This is a genomic window from Pseudomonas folii, assembly GCF_014357575.1.
GTDB classification, from domain to species: domain Bacteria; phylum Pseudomonadota; class Gammaproteobacteria; order Pseudomonadales; family Pseudomonadaceae; genus Aquipseudomonas; species Aquipseudomonas folii.
Genome location: NZ_JACONW010000029.1, coordinates 1 through 15086 on the forward strand (window position 1 = coordinate 1; position 15086 = coordinate 15086).

The 15086-nt window shown below is 56.2% G+C and carries 13 protein-coding genes; 11 read left to right on the forward strand and 2 right to left on the reverse strand.

The window, feature by feature from the left end; all coding sequences use genetic code 11:
* Window positions 1–151: 151 nt before the first annotated feature.
* Window positions 152–1111, reverse strand: coding sequence for a LysR family transcriptional regulator (locus tag H8S59_RS08650; RefSeq protein WP_095101519.1), 960 nt, complete (start codon window positions 1109–1111; stop codon window positions 152–154).
* Between the two features lie 466 nt (window positions 1112–1577).
* On the opposite strand from H8S59_RS08650, the gene H8S59_RS08655 reads away from it, so the two are divergent.
* The 9 genes from H8S59_RS08655 to H8S59_RS08695 all read left to right on the forward strand — a co-directional run bounded on the left by H8S59_RS08655 (window position 1578) and on the right by H8S59_RS08695 (window position 11498).
* Window positions 1578–3098, forward strand: coding sequence for an amino acid ABC transporter permease/ATP-binding protein (locus H8S59_RS08655; RefSeq protein WP_187521128.1), 1521 nt, complete (start codon window positions 1578–1580; stop codon window positions 3096–3098).
* 33 nt (window positions 3099–3131) lie between these two features.
* Window positions 3132–4004: a phytanoyl-CoA dioxygenase family protein gene (locus H8S59_RS08660; protein WP_187521129.1), complete on the forward strand. Its 873-nt coding sequence runs from the start codon at window positions 3132–3134 to the stop codon at window positions 4002–4004.
* A gap of 49 nt (window positions 4005–4053) precedes the next feature.
* Entirely contained in the window at window positions 4054–4887 is an 834-nt protein-coding gene (locus tag H8S59_RS08665; RefSeq protein WP_187521130.1) for an ABC transporter substrate-binding protein, read from the forward strand.
* A gap of 156 nt (window positions 4888–5043) precedes the next feature.
* Window positions 5044–5775 (forward strand): class II aldolase and adducin N-terminal domain-containing protein, encoded by a 732-nt coding sequence (locus H8S59_RS08670; RefSeq protein ID WP_187521131.1) that lies wholly within the window; start codon window positions 5044–5046, stop codon window positions 5773–5775.
* Between the two features lie 127 nt (window positions 5776–5902).
* A complete protein-coding gene (locus tag H8S59_RS08675; RefSeq protein ID WP_187521132.1) occupies window positions 5903–7192 on the forward strand; it encodes a flavin-containing monooxygenase in 1290 nt (429 codons plus the stop codon).
* A gap of 54 nt (window positions 7193–7246) precedes the next feature.
* On the forward strand, window positions 7247–7663 hold the full coding sequence (locus H8S59_RS08680) for a RidA family protein (RefSeq protein WP_187521133.1): 417 nt from the start codon (window positions 7247–7249) through the stop codon (window positions 7661–7663).
* 11 nt (window positions 7664–7674) lie between these two features.
* The gene (locus H8S59_RS08685; RefSeq protein WP_187521134.1) at window positions 7675–8352 is read left to right on the forward strand and encodes a DUF1028 domain-containing protein; all 678 of its coding nucleotides are present in this window, start codon (window positions 7675–7677) and stop codon (window positions 8350–8352) included.
* Window positions 8349–9506 (forward strand): acetylornithine deacetylase, encoded by a 1158-nt coding sequence (gene argE, locus H8S59_RS08690; RefSeq protein WP_187521135.1) that lies wholly within the window; start codon window positions 8349–8351, stop codon window positions 9504–9506. Before H8S59_RS08685 ends, argE begins: the two co-directional genes overlap by 4 nt.
* Window positions 9507–9872: 366 nt before the next feature.
* Window positions 9873–11498 (forward strand): methyl-accepting chemotaxis protein, encoded by a 1626-nt coding sequence (locus H8S59_RS08695; RefSeq protein ID WP_187521136.1) that lies wholly within the window; start codon window positions 9873–9875, stop codon window positions 11496–11498.
* 167 nt (window positions 11499–11665) lie between these two features.
* On the opposite strand, the gene H8S59_RS08700 is transcribed toward H8S59_RS08695, so the two are convergent.
* Complete coding sequence (locus H8S59_RS08700) at window positions 11666–12040, reverse strand: winged helix-turn-helix transcriptional regulator (RefSeq protein ID WP_187521137.1); 375 nt, start codon at window positions 12038–12040, stop codon at window positions 11666–11668.
* A gap of 108 nt (window positions 12041–12148) precedes the next feature.
* On the opposite strand from H8S59_RS08700, the gene H8S59_RS08705 reads away from it, so the two are divergent.
* Both H8S59_RS08705 and H8S59_RS08710 read left to right on the forward strand, forming a co-directional pair.
* Entirely contained in the window at window positions 12149–12898 is a 750-nt protein-coding gene (locus H8S59_RS08705) for an SDR family NAD(P)-dependent oxidoreductase (RefSeq protein WP_095101585.1), read from the forward strand.
* 529 nt (window positions 12899–13427) lie between these two features.
* Window positions 13428–14831, forward strand: coding sequence for an MFS transporter (locus H8S59_RS08710; protein ID WP_187521138.1), 1404 nt, complete (start codon window positions 13428–13430; stop codon window positions 14829–14831).
* Window positions 14832–15086: the final 255 nt, after the last annotated feature.

The following is a 15086-nucleotide window of genomic DNA, read 5'->3' on the forward strand; positions in this document are numbered from 1 at the left end:
TCACTCCTACAGGGTGCATGTTTGCTTCGCGACGGCGTGGTGTCACTGATACAGCGAAACCGGTGACCTGTAGGAGCTGCCGAAGGCTGCGATCGCGGTGTGTCAGGAGAAACGCTTCGCAGCCTTCGGCAGCTCCTACAGAAAATGCATTTCAATCCAGCTGTTTGCATGTTGTTTGATGAGACGCGTGCGCCTTCAAACTCGAGGGTGGTGCCAGCTCAACGGTGCGGCAGTAATCCATGAACAATCGGGTCGCCCGCGTTGGCTGATTATTGCGCAGGTACGCCATTACCAGGGTCGAAGCGGGCATGTCGTCTTCGATATCAAGCTGTGCCAGAAGCTCGCCGTCGTAGGTCATGTTGGTGCAAGGCCGCGTGACCAGCACCGAAAACCCCAGCCCCTGGCCGACCATGCAGCGCACCATTTCAATCGAGGGTGAGCTGTAAGCCACCACCGGCGCATAACCTTTCTCGGTAAAGATATCCATGAAGTAGGTTCTGCTGGGCACGGCGTCCAGCAGGATCATGGGCTCCTGGCTCAACTCGCGCAGTGTCACCGTTTTCTGTTGAGCAAGGGGGTGCGCGGCTGGCAGTAATGCGTAGGGCTTGTGCGGAGCGTTCAATGCTTCTTTGTGGATCGTCGCGCCCAGCTCCAGATCGTACAGGAAGGCCAGGTCGAAGCGGCCGCGGTGCAGCCCATGCATCAGCTCGTGCTGTTCCCCGTCGCAGAGTTGAATGGTTACGTCGGGATAAAGCTGCTTGAAGCCAGCAACGAGTCTGGGCATATACAGCGGCGCGGCTGATTCAAAACAGCCCAATGCGATAGTGCCCGATACATTCTTGCTCTCGGCGCGAGAATCCTGTTCCAGTTCTTCCGACAGTCGTAATAACTCTTTAGCCTTTTCGTAGACTTTCCCGCCACCGGAAGTCAGGGAAACACCCTGCGCATGGTGCCGTACAAACAGCGGTTGATTAAACGCCTCTTCGAGATTTTTTATGGCGACGGAAATAGAAGGCTGTGAGATATGCAGTTGTCGCGACGCCTCGGCAATACTGTCCATTTCTACGGCAGTGACAAAGTATTTAAGCTGTTTCAACGTGAAATGCGTCACTGAGTACCTCGTCGGCACACGGCCATGAGCGGAATTAGCTGAATAGCTTTTACCTATGCTTAGCGAGGAGCATGCCAGATGCCAGGATTCGTCCTGGTTCGGTTATTGGGCCGGCAGTTGATCTTTTTTATCAGTCTGCAACTCAATTAATCCATCGCTCTGTACGGCCCACAGAATGAGGGTTTCGCACTGAAAGTGAGCGAACCAAAGCGAGGGAAACGGTTACCGCCCTAAAAATGTGCGGCATGTTCGGCGCAGGGTAAATAGTTTCGCCTTCCGCCTGCATTGAGTATGCATCCCGCCGGTTCTGCTTAGGATTTTCCTACGCTATGAGCCAAAACTTACTATTGGGTCGTTCGACGAAACTTCGCTCATGATGGCCTCAGAAGGGAGAGCGGGGCAGCGCTCAATATTCAACTTGCATTGGATATCACCCGCCACTGTTACTTAGCCGAGCGAGCCGACGATGACGTTTGACTGGAAATACATGTTTAGCCTGTTCAGCGATACCGAGTTCTGGATGGCAACGTGGACCGTCATACAACTCAGTACATTGACATGGCTTATCAGCATTGTTCTGGGCTTCGTCGTGGCGCTGGCCAAACAGTCTTCCAACCCGCTGATCAACTTGCCTGCCCGTGGCTATATCTGGTTATTCCGTAGCGTGCCTTTGCTGGTGCTGCTGATATTTGTCTACAACTTGCCACAGGCTTTGCCCGCCACATCGGCGGTGCTGGCCAACCCGTTCTGGGCAGGCCTTATTGCACTGGTGTTGTGTGAAACCGCTTACGTCGCGGAAATCCATCGCGGCGGGTTGTTGTCGATTGCCAAAGGGCAAAGTGAAGCGGCCAGAGCATTGGGGTTGCGCTTTGTCGGTACGCAGTGGCGGATTGTGATCCCGCAGGCGCTGCGGGTGGCTTTGCCGTCCCTGACCAACGAATACATTTCAATCGTAAAGCTAAGTTCGCTGGTGTCGGTGATCTCGCTGACCGAAATCCTGATGGTGGGGCAGCGTCTGTATTCGCAGAACTTTCTGGTCATGGAAACCATGGCGGCAGTCGCGTTTTATTACGTGCTGATCGTTACCGTGTTCGACTTCCTGCTCAAGCGGCTGGAGCGTTATCTGGATGTCACTCAGCGCAAAGTGGTGCGTGAGCCTGACGCTGAAATGCTCCAGCTCGCCACTCAGGATCGTGCCGTCATTGCCCGCCCTGTCTCCGACTTCGCAGGCCCGGCACTTCAGGCCACCAAATTACACAAGGCCTACAACGACATCGAAGTGCTGGGTGCCGTCAGTCTGCAGATTCATCCCGGCGAAGTGGTGTCGGTGATCGGGCCGTCGGGTTCAGGCAAGACCACTTTGATTCGTCTGCTCAACGGCCTTGAGCAAATCGATAACGGGGATATCAGGATCAACGGCGAACCGTTCATTCACCTGGTTCGCCAAGGTGCTCAACCGCCGCGCTACGTCGAGCATACAGAGCATCGTCTGAACATCGGCATGGTGTTCCAGAGCTTCAACCTGTTTCCGCACCTGACTGTGCTCGACAACTTGCTGCTGGCTCCGCGTTATCACCGCCTGGCTTCAGCGCAGGAACTGAAGCAGCAAGCGTATGAGCTACTGCACAAGGTCGGCATGCTGGAACACGCCTGGAAATATCCACATCAGTTGTCCGGCGGGCAACAGCAGCGTGTAGCGATTGCTCGTGCGTTGATGATGCGTCCGCAGATCATGCTGTTCGACGAGCCGACATCAGCACTCGACCCAGAGAAGGTCAACGAGGTGCTGCAGGTGATCGAAACCCTGGCGAAGGAGGGCATCACCATGGTCATCGTGACCCATGAGATGAACTTCGCCTTCAAGGTCTCTGATCGAATCGTATTCATGGAGAAAGGCCGGGTGGTGTGCGATGACAGCCCGCAGGCACTGCGCGATGGACAGCACCCGCGAGTGGAAGCTTTTCTGAAAGATGTTTCGTTGGCTTGAAACCTTAATGTTTTGTTTGCAGGGGAGAAGAACATGATCGAGCAATGGCAGATCGACCAGTTTCACGCGCAGGGTTTTCTGGTCGTTGAGGGCGTGCTGGCAGCCGACGAAGTGGCGGCGCTGCAGCATGACTTCGACCAGTGGGTGGAAGACAGCCGCAGCCAAGACTGTGCGTGGGGCCAGACGCTGGACGGTCGGCCGCGTTTTGATATTGAAAGCGACCATCGCCCGGATCATCCATCGCTGCGTCGCGTGACCTCGCCAACGGAAATCTCTCCGGCCTACCAACAGACTGCCTTCCAGTCGCGCATGGCGGCCATTGCTGCGCAGCTGATTGGTGGCAACGGCACGCGCTTTCATCACAGCAAGATCAACTCAAAATTGCCGCACACCGCCACTCAGGTGAAGTGGCATCAAGACTTCCTGTTCACGCCGCACAGCAACGATGACCTGGTGACTGCATTGCTGATGGTCAGTGACGTGACACCCGAAAATGGCCCGCTGAATGTCGTGCCGGGCAGTCATAAGGGCGAGCTTTGGTCCCATTGGCAGAACGGGCGTTTCACGGGGGCAGTGGAAGACGCGGTTGTTGAAGAGCATTGCCAGCAACCGGTGGCCTGTTATGGACCTTCGGGCTCGGTGTGCTTCATGCACACCCGATTGCTGCATGCCTCAAGCCCGAATGAAACCGAGTTCCCGCGCACATTGTTCATCAGCGTGTACGCCGCAGAAGACGCGTTGCCCTTCGGGGAGAACCCGCTGCCCAGCGAACACACCGGTTTGATGGTGGCGGGACATGAAAGCGGTCTGGTGCGCAGCACCGCGAACCAGATCCGTCTGCCGCAGAAACCCAAGGGGGCTTCGTTTTTTGTGCAGCAGGCCGGAAGCGACTTGGCCACTGCCTGAGACTTGAACCGCAATTGCCTGAACCCTACTGACTCCACGAGGAATACTTATGAAGCTATCCCGTCTGTTCGTTCGTCCCGCTGCGATGGTTGTACTAGGCGCTGCGGTTGCCATGGCTTCATCAATGGCCTCGGCTTTCCAGCAGCCAGGCAAGATCATTGCCGGATCCGACATGACGTTCTATCCGTATGAGTACATGGACAAAAACCAACCGGCAGGCTTCGACATCGAGTTCCTGGATGGTCTGGCTAAGGTCATGGGGATGAAGGCTGAGAATCTCGACACCCGTTTCCCCAACCTGATCGGCGGGCTGCAAGGCGGCCGGTTTGATATCACCAACTCGTCGATGTACATCACCGCTGACCGCCTGAAAGTCATCGACATGATCCCTTACCTGAAAAGCGGGGAGTCGATTCTGGCGGTCAAGGGCAGCGCGTATCAGCCAAAGACCCCGGAAGATTTCTGTGGCCACAAGATCGGCTCCATGGCCGCCACGTCCTGGCTGCAACAACTGCAGAAACTGTCCACCGACTACTGCGTAAAGAACGGCCTGCCGCCTATCGCGATCAGTGAATACGGGACTGATCCGCAAACCACCCAGGCCATGCTCGCGCACGCGGTTGAAGCGCAGATCACCGACGCTGCTGTGGCGCGGGGCGTGGTTGAAAAACTCGGTAACCGGGTGGTGATTTCATCCGAGACGTTGATTTATCCGGTACTCAACGGCTTCGGCGTGAAAAAAGGCAACGATGTCGTCCGTAATGCGTTGATTGAAGGGCTAGAGAAGTACAGCAAAACACCGGAGTACAAGGCTTTGCTGGACAAGTACAAGTTCCAGGCACCGACAGCCGATGACATTGCAGCGCTGATGCCCAAGCCCTGATTGCGCGTTAAAAAACACGGCCCCGGTAGGAGCCAACTTGTTGGCGAGACGTCGGACTTGCATAGCCTGATGATCCGCCTCGCCAACAAGTTGGCTCCTACCGGGGATGTATTTCAACCCGATGATTTATGCGTTGTTGGCAGGAGTATTTTGAACATGGCCCTTAACTTCGAGGAGCAGACGCGTCTGGATCTGGCGGCGACCTTTCGCATCATTGCCCACCTGGGTATGCATGAGGCGGTGGCCAACCATTTCAGCGCGGCCATTTCAGCTGACGGAAAGCAGTTTCTGCTGAATCCGAAGTGGAAGCATTTCTCGCGCTTGCGTGCCAGTGATCTGCTGCTGCTCGATGCCGATGATCAAGACGCCGCGCAACGACCGGGTGTGGATGCGACAGCATGGTCCATTCATGGACAGATGCACCAACGCCTGCCTGAAGCCCGCGTGGTTCTGCATCTGCATCCGGTCTACACCACCGCGGTGGCGTGTCTGGCTAAGCCACACATTCCGGCAATCGATCAGAACACAGCGCGTTATTTCAACCGGGTGGCGATAGACGAGCTTTACGGCGGTATGGCCGATACCACCGCTGAAGGTGCTCGCCTGGTCGGGCTGCTGGATGGGAAAAGCCGCCTGTTGATGGGTAACCATGGCGTGATGGTCACTGCGCCGACGGTAGGTGAGGCATTCGACGACATCTGGACTCTGGAAAGGGCCTGCCAGATTCTGGTCACGGCCTGGTCCACAGGTCAGCCATTGAAGACACTGCCGGACGATGTCGCGGAGAAGACAGCCCGGGACTGGGAGAAGATCACTGATTTCTCGCAGCAGCATTTCGAAGAAATGAAGTGGCTGATGCTTCAGGCGGACCCTTCACTGGCCGACTGACCCAAACACGATACTGACTGTATACGCGTCTGCGGATGCCGTAGGGCTTCTTGCGCCTGCGCGCTGACATTTTCGTTATTTTTTACTGCGTCAACCCGCCACAAAGGGCGTGTTGAAGGATGCCAGGATGACCGAACACATCACAGAAATTGACACGCTCGTCGTAGGAGCAGGGCAGGCCGGTGTGGCCATGAGTGAACACCTGAGCCGGCTGGGCATTGCGCATCTGGTACTGGAAAAACACCGCGTAGCCGAAGCGTGGCGCAGCGGCCGCTGGGATTCGCTGGTCGCCAATGGACCGGCCTGGCATGACCGGTTTCCGGGACTTGAGTTCGACATGGACCCGGACGGGTTTGCCGGTAAAGAACAGGTCGCTGACTACTTCGAACGCTATGCACGCAAATTCAACGCGCCAATCAAGACCGGCGTTGAGGTCAAACGTGTGACCCGCAACGTGGAGCGTGCCGGTTTCACTGTGGAGACCAGCGCGGGTACTTACATCGTCAATCATCTTGTGTCTGCGACCGGCCCGTTTCAGAACCCCGTCATTCCATCGATTGCGCCCACGGATGACGCGCTGCACCAGATCCACTCGGCGCAGTACTTCAACCCTCAGCAGTTACCTGACGGCGCTGTATTGGTGGTCGGGGCGGGCTCGTCCGGTGTGCAGATCGCCGACGAATTGCAGCGTTCCGGCCGTCAGGTCTACTTGTCGGTCGGGCCTCATGATCGTCCACCACGAGCCTACCGCGGCCGTGATTTCTGCTGGTGGCTTGGCGTATTAGGGCTGTGGGACAGCGAGACTGTGCAGCCCGGAAAAGAGCACGTAACGATTGCTGTCAGTGGTGCCCGAGGCGGTCACACCGTTGATTTTCGGCGCCTGGCTCAGGCGGGAATGATGCTGGTCGGTCTGACGGAAAGCTTCGCCGAGGGCAAAGTGCGTTTCCAGAATGATCTCGTCGAAAACCTCGATCGCGGCGACGAGAACTACCTGTCGTTGCTCGATGCCGCCGATGCGTATGCCCGTCGAAATGGTCTGGATTTGCCACTGGAACCCTCAGCACGTGAGCGCGTAGCTGACGCGGCATGTATCACTCATCCGCTGCGTGAGCTCGATCTGGCTGAGGCCGGTATCAGCTCCATCATCTGGGCCACGGGTTATTCCCAGGATTACAGCTGGCTGCAGGTCGATGCATTCGACACCCGAGGCAAGCCCTTGCATCAGCGCGGGGTCTCCATTGAGCAAGGTCTGTATTTCGTAGGTCTGCCCTGGCTGTCGCGACGCGGCTCGGCGTTCATTTGGGGCGTGTGGCATGACGCCAAACATGTCGCTGATCAAATCGCCACTCAGCACAAGTATCGCGCGTATGACCAGGGCAAGCGTGCAGCCCCCGAAGTTCGGTTGCGCAACGTTTAAGGTTGATCGTCTTTGATCGGGCGCAAGTCGCCCCAGTGCTTACAGGAGATTTACATGGCTACGCCGACCCACACACGTATTCGTATGTTCAATACCAAAGACACTTACCCTAACCAGAGTCTGGACAACGACCTTTGCCAGGCGGTGCGTGCCGTTAACACCGTGTACGTGCGAGGTCAGGTTGGCACCGACTTCGAGGGTAACCTGATCGGCCTCGGCGACCCCGGCGCTCAAGCGCATCAGGCCATGAAGAACGTCAAACAGTTGCTGGAGGAGGCGGGCAGCGACCTGTCGCATATCGTCAAGACCACCACCTACATCATTGATCCACGTTACCGCGAGCCGGTTTATCACGAAGTGGGCAAGTGGCTTAAAGGGGTATTCCCTATTTCCACCGGGCTGGTGGTCTCTGCACTGGGTCAGCCGCAGTGGCTGATGGAAATCGACGTGATCGCCGTTATTCCCGAATAAGGACTTTCGTCATGACTTTTTCCATCGCCGCACGTTGCGCCGAAACTGGCCAGTTGGGTATCGCCATCAGCTCTTCGAGCATTGCCGTGGGTGCACGTTGCCCTTGGCTGCGTGCCGGGGTTGGTGCGGTGTCTTCGCAAAATATCACGCTGCCAGCCCTGGGGCCGCAAGCCCTGGACCTGATAGAGCAGGGCGCCACACCTGCACATGCGCTTGAACAGTTATGGGTGGATCAAAGGTTCAGTGAGTACCGGCAGATCACGGCGATCGATCACCTTGGGCGCGTCGCGCATTTCAGCGGTAGCAAAACGCTTGGAATTCACAATGCCGTCGGCGGGGAACAGTGCGTGGCAGCTGGCAACATGCTGGCTACCCCGGAAGTGATCGAAGCGATGGTCAAGACCTTTGAGCAGGCCTCAGGACACCTTGCCGAGCGCCTGCTACTGGCCATGCGTGCGGGGCAGGCGGCGGGTGGAGAAGCCGGGCCAGTGCATTCGGCAGCGCTGAAGGTGGTAGCCGATCTGCCCTGGCCCATTGTTGACTTGCGTGTGGATTGGGCCGAGCACGACCCGATCAATGTGTTGGATGGCTTGTGGCAGGCCTATCAGCCGCAGCTGCAGGATTATCTCGACCGCGCCCTGAACCCTGCCGGCGCGCCAGGGTATGGCGTACCAGGAGATGATCGATGAGCGCCAGTCGTGAACTGTTGGCCCGATTGGTGGCCTTTGACACGACCAGTCGAGAGTCGAATCTCGCGCTGATCGATTTTGTGCGTGATTACCTCGATAGCCATGGCGTTTCCTGTGAACTGATCTACAACGCGCAAAAGACCAAGGCCAATCTGTTTGCGACGATTGGACCGGTTGAGGTGCCCGGCATTGTGCTGTCCGGCCACACGGATGTGGTCCCCGTAGATGGCCAGGCCTGGACCTTCCCGCCGTTCGAACTCAGCGAGGAGGGCGGCAGGCTCTACGGCCGTGGTACTGCCGACATGAAGGGCTACATTGCCTGTGTTTTGGCATTGGTCCCGGAGTTGATCCGGAATACGTTGCGCATGCCGGTACATATAGCTCTTTCCTACGATGAGGAAGTCGGCTGCCTGGGCGTCCGCTCATTGCTGGAAGTGCTGGGTTCAAGGCCTGTTAAACCACTGCTCTGTGTGATCGGTGAACCCACGGAGCTAAAGCCAGTACTTGGTCACAAGGGTAAAGTGGCCGTGCGCTGCGACGTGCACGGCGTAGCGTGTCATTCAGCCCATGCGCCCAGTGGCGTCAACGCGATCGAGTACGCCGCGCAGTTGATCAACGAACTGGGAAGGCTCGGGAAAGCATTGCAGGCCGAGGAACGACAGGACGAGCGTTTTGATCCGCCGTTCTCGACCGTACAGGTTGGGGTGATCGGCGGCGGAGCAGCGCTCAACATCGTTCCCGAACATTGTCGTTTTGACTTTGAGGTGCGCTCGCTTCCTGTTGAAGACCCGAACCACGTCATCACTGCGCTGCACACCTACGCAAAGAATGAGTTGCTGCCTGCGATGCAGGCTGTCAGCGGGCAGAGCGATATTCGCCTTACCGAGCTGTCGAGTTACCCGGGGCTGGATATCCCGATGCACAGCCAGGCCGCAGAGTTGATCGCGGAGTTCTGCGGTTCCCGGGCGTTTGGCACAGTCGCCTTTGGCACTGAAGCCGGACTGTTCGACCATTCAGGAATCCCGGCCGTGGTCTGCGGCCCCGGCAGCATGGCGCAGGGGCACAAACCGGATGAGTTCATCAGCGTCGAGCAGCTCGATGCGTGTGACCGGATGCTGAGGCAGGTGTTGGCGTTCGTTATACGCGATCGCTGACGCTTTCAGGCCGGGTTTCCTTGCACTAGTCACGCACTAGCTATGCACTAGTTACGCAATAAATTTCGTAGATGTTTGTTGGTGGAAAATATGGCGGCTTGTTTGCATATTCTTATTGACGACTAAGCACATAAATACAAGGTGCTTTGTAATAGAGTAACGTCGCCAAGTTGTGTCGAAGACGGCCTATTGGCGTCAGAAAATAAATCTTTAATTCTCCTCAACTAATACGAAGTCACCGCCGATAGACGTAACAGGTGTGTAAGGGCTGCGACGCTCGCCCCTGCGTTATGAAACCGGGCAGGTCGACTCGTAACGGTTAGAGCATGGAGCGCTATTGCTGTTTACTCCAATGAGAATACGTCAATGACTATAAGAAATATGAATATCGCTCCAAGGGCTTTTCTTGGTTTTGCGTTTATTGCGGTGCTGGTTATCGCGCTGGGTTTTTTCGCCCTGAACCGCATGACCTTGATTCGCCAGGCCACGGTCGACATGGAGACCAACACCCTGCCAAGCATCACCCTGATAGGCAACGTCAACGAGTACGTATTGCGCCTGAGGATTTTCTCCCTGCGCATGCTGGTTAACCGCGAACCGGAGATGCTTCAGGAGAGCGACCAGCGCGTTGCTGAAATCATTACCCAATTGCAGGCTGTCAAGTCCGCTTATAGTGCACTGCCGTCAGAGGCCGATGAAAAAGCCATCTACCAACAGTTTGATGCGACACTGACTCAGTATATCGGTTTGCTGAATCAGGCGGCGCAACTGTCGCGTGATAACAAGGTTGAAGAAACTCGCGCGATGATCAACACCAGCATGAGACAAACTTCCGACTTGATGACCAAGCAACTCAAAGACCTGGTTGATATCAACAGAGCGAACGCCATTGCGGGCTCTAAACTGGCTGGGCAGCAATACGATGGCGCAACTGTCGCCATTATTGCCGTCGCGGTTATAGCATCATTGATGACAGTGTTACTGGCCTGGTTACTGACGCGCAGTATCGTGGCACCGTTGTCCAGAGCCGTGAATGCTGCTCAGGAGATTGCCGCAGGTAACTTGACCAAGCATATCGAAGTGGATGGCAAGGACGAACCGGCACGCTTGCTCGAAGCGCTGGTGATCATGCAGCAGAACCTGCGTAAAACCATCGAGATGATTTCAGGATCAGCTACCCAATTGGCATCGGCAGCCGAGGAGTTGAGCGCTGTTACCGAAGAGTCGTCGCGTGGTTTGCAACAGCAGAACGATGAAATCGAACAGGCGGCGACCGCCGTGAACGAAATGACGGCGGCTGTTGAGGAGGTTGCGCGCAACGCTGTTTCGACATCCCAGGCTTCTGAGCAGTCCACTGAAACCGCACGTCAGGGCCGGGACAAAGTCGTGCAGACCGTGCAAGCGATTCAGACCATGACCCAGGACGTACAGACCACCTCGACCCTGGTCGAAGGCCTGGCTGAGCAAGGCCGCGATATCGGTAAGGTACTGGACGTTATTCGTTCGATCGCCGAGCAAACCAACCTGTTGGCTTTGAACGCTGCCATTGAGGCTGCGCGGGCAGGGGAAGCGGGCCGTGGCTTTGCTGTGGTGGCTGATGAAGTGCGGGCTTTGGCACATCGCACCGCGCAATCAACACGCGAAATTGAACAGATGGTGGCCGGCATTCAAAGCGGAACAGGCAACGCGGTGCAGTCCATGGCATTGAACACAAGTCGCACGCAAAACACGCTGGAACTGGCCCGCGCCGCCGGAGAAGCGCTGGAGCAGATCACTGAAGCGATTTCCCAGATCAATGAGCGCAACCTGGTGATAGCCAGCGCTTCGGAAGAGCAGGCTCAGGTTTCTCGCGAGGTAGATCGCAATCTGGTGAACATTCGTGATCTGGCCACTCAATCGGCTGCCGGGGCTAATCAAACCAGTGCGGCGAGCCATGAACTGTCGCGACTGGCGGTAGACCTGAACGGGATGGTGGCGCGTTTTGTGATTTGATATAAGGCCGCCCAGTGTTCCTGACACCGCACGTCTTGCGTCAAACGGTGGAACTGTAGAAGCGCACGAGCACCGCGAGGCCGCGATAGCGATGTATCAGACAGTTCGCCATCGCTGCGTCGCAGTGCTCATGAGCTCTTACAAGAAGCATTAATAAAACGCCGATATCAGTGAATAGGGCTAAGAGGCTGGGCGAGTGCGGACAAACGCCGTTCGCTGATGCGCTCCACCGTCTCCATATGTTCCGTCCCCCATACGCAGAGTGCTCCCAGCGCTGTCGCCAGGGATTGGCCGAAAGGTGTCAGGGAATACTCGACCTTTGGCGGGATTTCCTGAAAGTCCATGCGCGAAACGATTTCATCGCGCTCCAGTTCCTTGAGTTGCTGGATCAATACCTTGTCGGTGACACCGCCAATCGCACGTTTCAGTTCCCCGTAGCGGTGAACATTGCGCGTCAAGTTATAGAGAATCAGTGGCTTCCATTTACCGCCAAGCACTGCCAGCGCGGCCTCAAGCCCACATTTATAGGTCTCGTTTGCCATGATTCGGGCGGCTCCATCCCTCACTGAAGGGTACTTACCAAAAGGTGCATACTATTCAAGTTGAAAGCGCAGATCTACAGTTGTGCCTCTTATTTCGAGGACATCATCATGAGCAGGCTCAACGGAAAGATCGCAGTGATTACCGGCGGTAACAGCGGTATAGGCCTGGCCAGTGCCATACGCTTCGCGGCAGAAGGTGCGCAGGTTGTCATCGTCGGGCGTCGGCAAGAGCAGTTGAACGCAGCCTTGCAACAGATTGGACACGACGCGATAGCGATCCAGGCTGACATTTCGAACCTGGACGACCTGGATCGCGTCTACGCCGAAGTCAAAGCCACCAAAGGCCGGATTGACGTACTGTTTGCAAACGCCGGGCTGGGAGATTTCCAACCGCTTGGGGCGATCACCGAGGAGTCGTTCGATCGCACGTTTGGCATCAACGTCAAAGGCACGCTGTTCACTGTGCAGAAGGCGTTGCCACTGATGAGCGCAGGCGGATCGGTCATCCTGACCGGCTCGACAACAGGGACCATGGGCACACCGGCATTCAGCGTATACAGCGCCACCAAGGCTGCACTACGTAATTTCGCCAGAAGCTGGGCGCTGGACCTGAAAGGTACGGGGATTCGCGTCAACGTTATTTCGCCGGGACCGATTTCTACACCGGGACTCGACCTGGCACTGGCACCCACTGGCCAGGCAGAGGCCATTGTTGACGGCATGATTGCGCAATTGCCGGTGGGCCGTATCGGCCAGCCCGAAGACGTTGCGGCAGCGGCTCTGTTCCTGGCGTCGGATGAGAGCAGCTTTATGACGGGAAGCGAGATGTTTGTTGATGGTGGGTTTGCCCAGGTTTGAGGTGAGGAGGGGGGGTATGGATGGAATCTGGCTGTATGGCTGCTTCACCAGTCAGCATCGACGCTGACGCGGGTGACGGTGCCATCTCAGTCAGCAAGCGAGAGAATTCGCCGTGCGCAGGTGTTTTTCGGTCCCCCTGGGCCTGCGCGTGGCAACCCTTGGTCATGTGCTCGCTGAAAAAATTACTTTTCTGAATGTTTCAGATTGACACTGGGGTGCTGCCCTCGATATAAAGCAGATGTTGTACGACGACAGACGAATGTCGTCGACCAGAGCTAAAAATAAAAACAGAGTGTCGTCCATCATGAACCCAGATCGCTTGAATATCTCGCTGATTGCCGACGTTGCCGGCTCAGGTTTTATTGCGCGCCTGCAGGCGCAATCAAGCCCGTCGCTGCCCAACTTTCAGAACACCCGATAACTTCAGCTTTATATCCGACTCCAGCCTGTGGGCGTGGAGGGCGTACACCTGCGCTCTCGAAATGTTGTCGAGAGAACCATCAGCATAATCCAATAATAAAGTGATGCTATGAACGTTAATGAAGCGGTACACGCGCAAAGCGTTAGCCACGCCATAGGCAAATATCGGTGGACGATCTGTGCACTGTTGTTCTTTGCGACAACGGTCAATTATCTGGATCGTCAGGTACTCAGCCTATTGGCGCCGGGCCTTTCAACCCAGTTTGGCTGGAGCAATACGGACTACGCCAACATCGCCTCGGTCTTCCAGTTCGTTTATGCGATTTCCATGCTTTTCGCGGGTCGCTTCGTGGACAAGATCGGCACCAAGGCAGCCTTCATGGTCGCAATCGGTGTGTGGTCGACAGGTGCGGTCATGCATGCCTTTGCAGTGCCGCTGGGAGAGGGGATTGCCTCAATATCCGGCGCGTTAGGCCTTGCAGTTATTCCTGTATCCATCGCAGGGTTCATGCTGGCACGTGCAGTACTGGCGATTGGCGAGTCGGGTAACTTCCCAATTGCGATCAAGGCCACAGCTGAATACTTCCCGAAAAAAGAGCGCTCTTTCGCCACGGGTATTTTCAACTCGGGTGCCAACGTGGGTGCGATTCTGGCCCCGATTTCTGTTCCGTTGATCGCTGCAGCCTGGGGTTGGGAGTCAGCATTCATCGTTATTGGGATGCTGGGTTTCGTCTGGCTCGGTGCCTGGATTTTCCTGTATGAAAAGCCGGAGAATCAGGCCCGACTGACCCCTGAGGAATTGGCCTATATCCGCGGTGATGAGGCTGTATCGGTAAACACCGGCGATGCAGCGGCTGCAGGAGGCAAAAAAGTATCGTGGTTCAAGTTGCTGACCTACCGCCAAACCTGGGCGTTCGCCTTCGGCAAGTTCATGACTGATGGCGTGTGGTGGTTCTTCCTGTTCTGGTTGCCGACATACCTGGGCGCACAGTACGGAATGAAGGGCCAGGCCATTGTGTTGCCGTTGGCCGTGCTCTACAGCATGACCATGGTGGGCAGTATTGGAGGAGGCTGGTTTCCAAGCTATTTCATGTCCCGCGGCGATAAACCATACGACGGCCGCATGAAAGCAATGTTCGTGATCGCGCTTTTCCCGTTACTCGTGTTGCTGGCGCAGCCGCTGGGCTATATCAGCTTCTGGATACCCGTCTTGCTCATCGGTATAGGCGCATCGGCGCACCAGGCCTGGTCGTGCAATATCTTCACCACGGTATCTGACATGTTCCCCCAGAAATCCATTGCTTCGGTGGTGGGTATCGGCGGCATGGCCGGTGGGTTAGGTGGCGTAGTCATGACCAAAATTGGCGGATGGGTTTTTGATTATTACAAGGCCATCAACGATATCCACACGGGTTACATGATCATGTTTTCTATCTGTGCACTGGCCTATCTGGTGGCTTGGAGTGTGATGAAGGCATTGGTGCCACGGCATAAAGAAATCACTGATCTGTAAACGGTGAGCGATTTGCAGGTCGGTGGGCTTGCGTTCATTGACCTGCAATCTGCTGTTGATTTTTATACCATCAGGGCGCAGGGCCTTGTCCGTAAGGGGCCCTGATAGCGTTGACCGATTCCAGTTTACTTCCTGTCTTTGACAGCCATGGCTGTTTCTCCCGAATCCGATCGCAAGTTATGCACCTCCTTGGAGCGAAACGCTGCTTAGTGGTGCGCATTAATAGCGTAGGCGCTATATATATGCCTTTTTTTG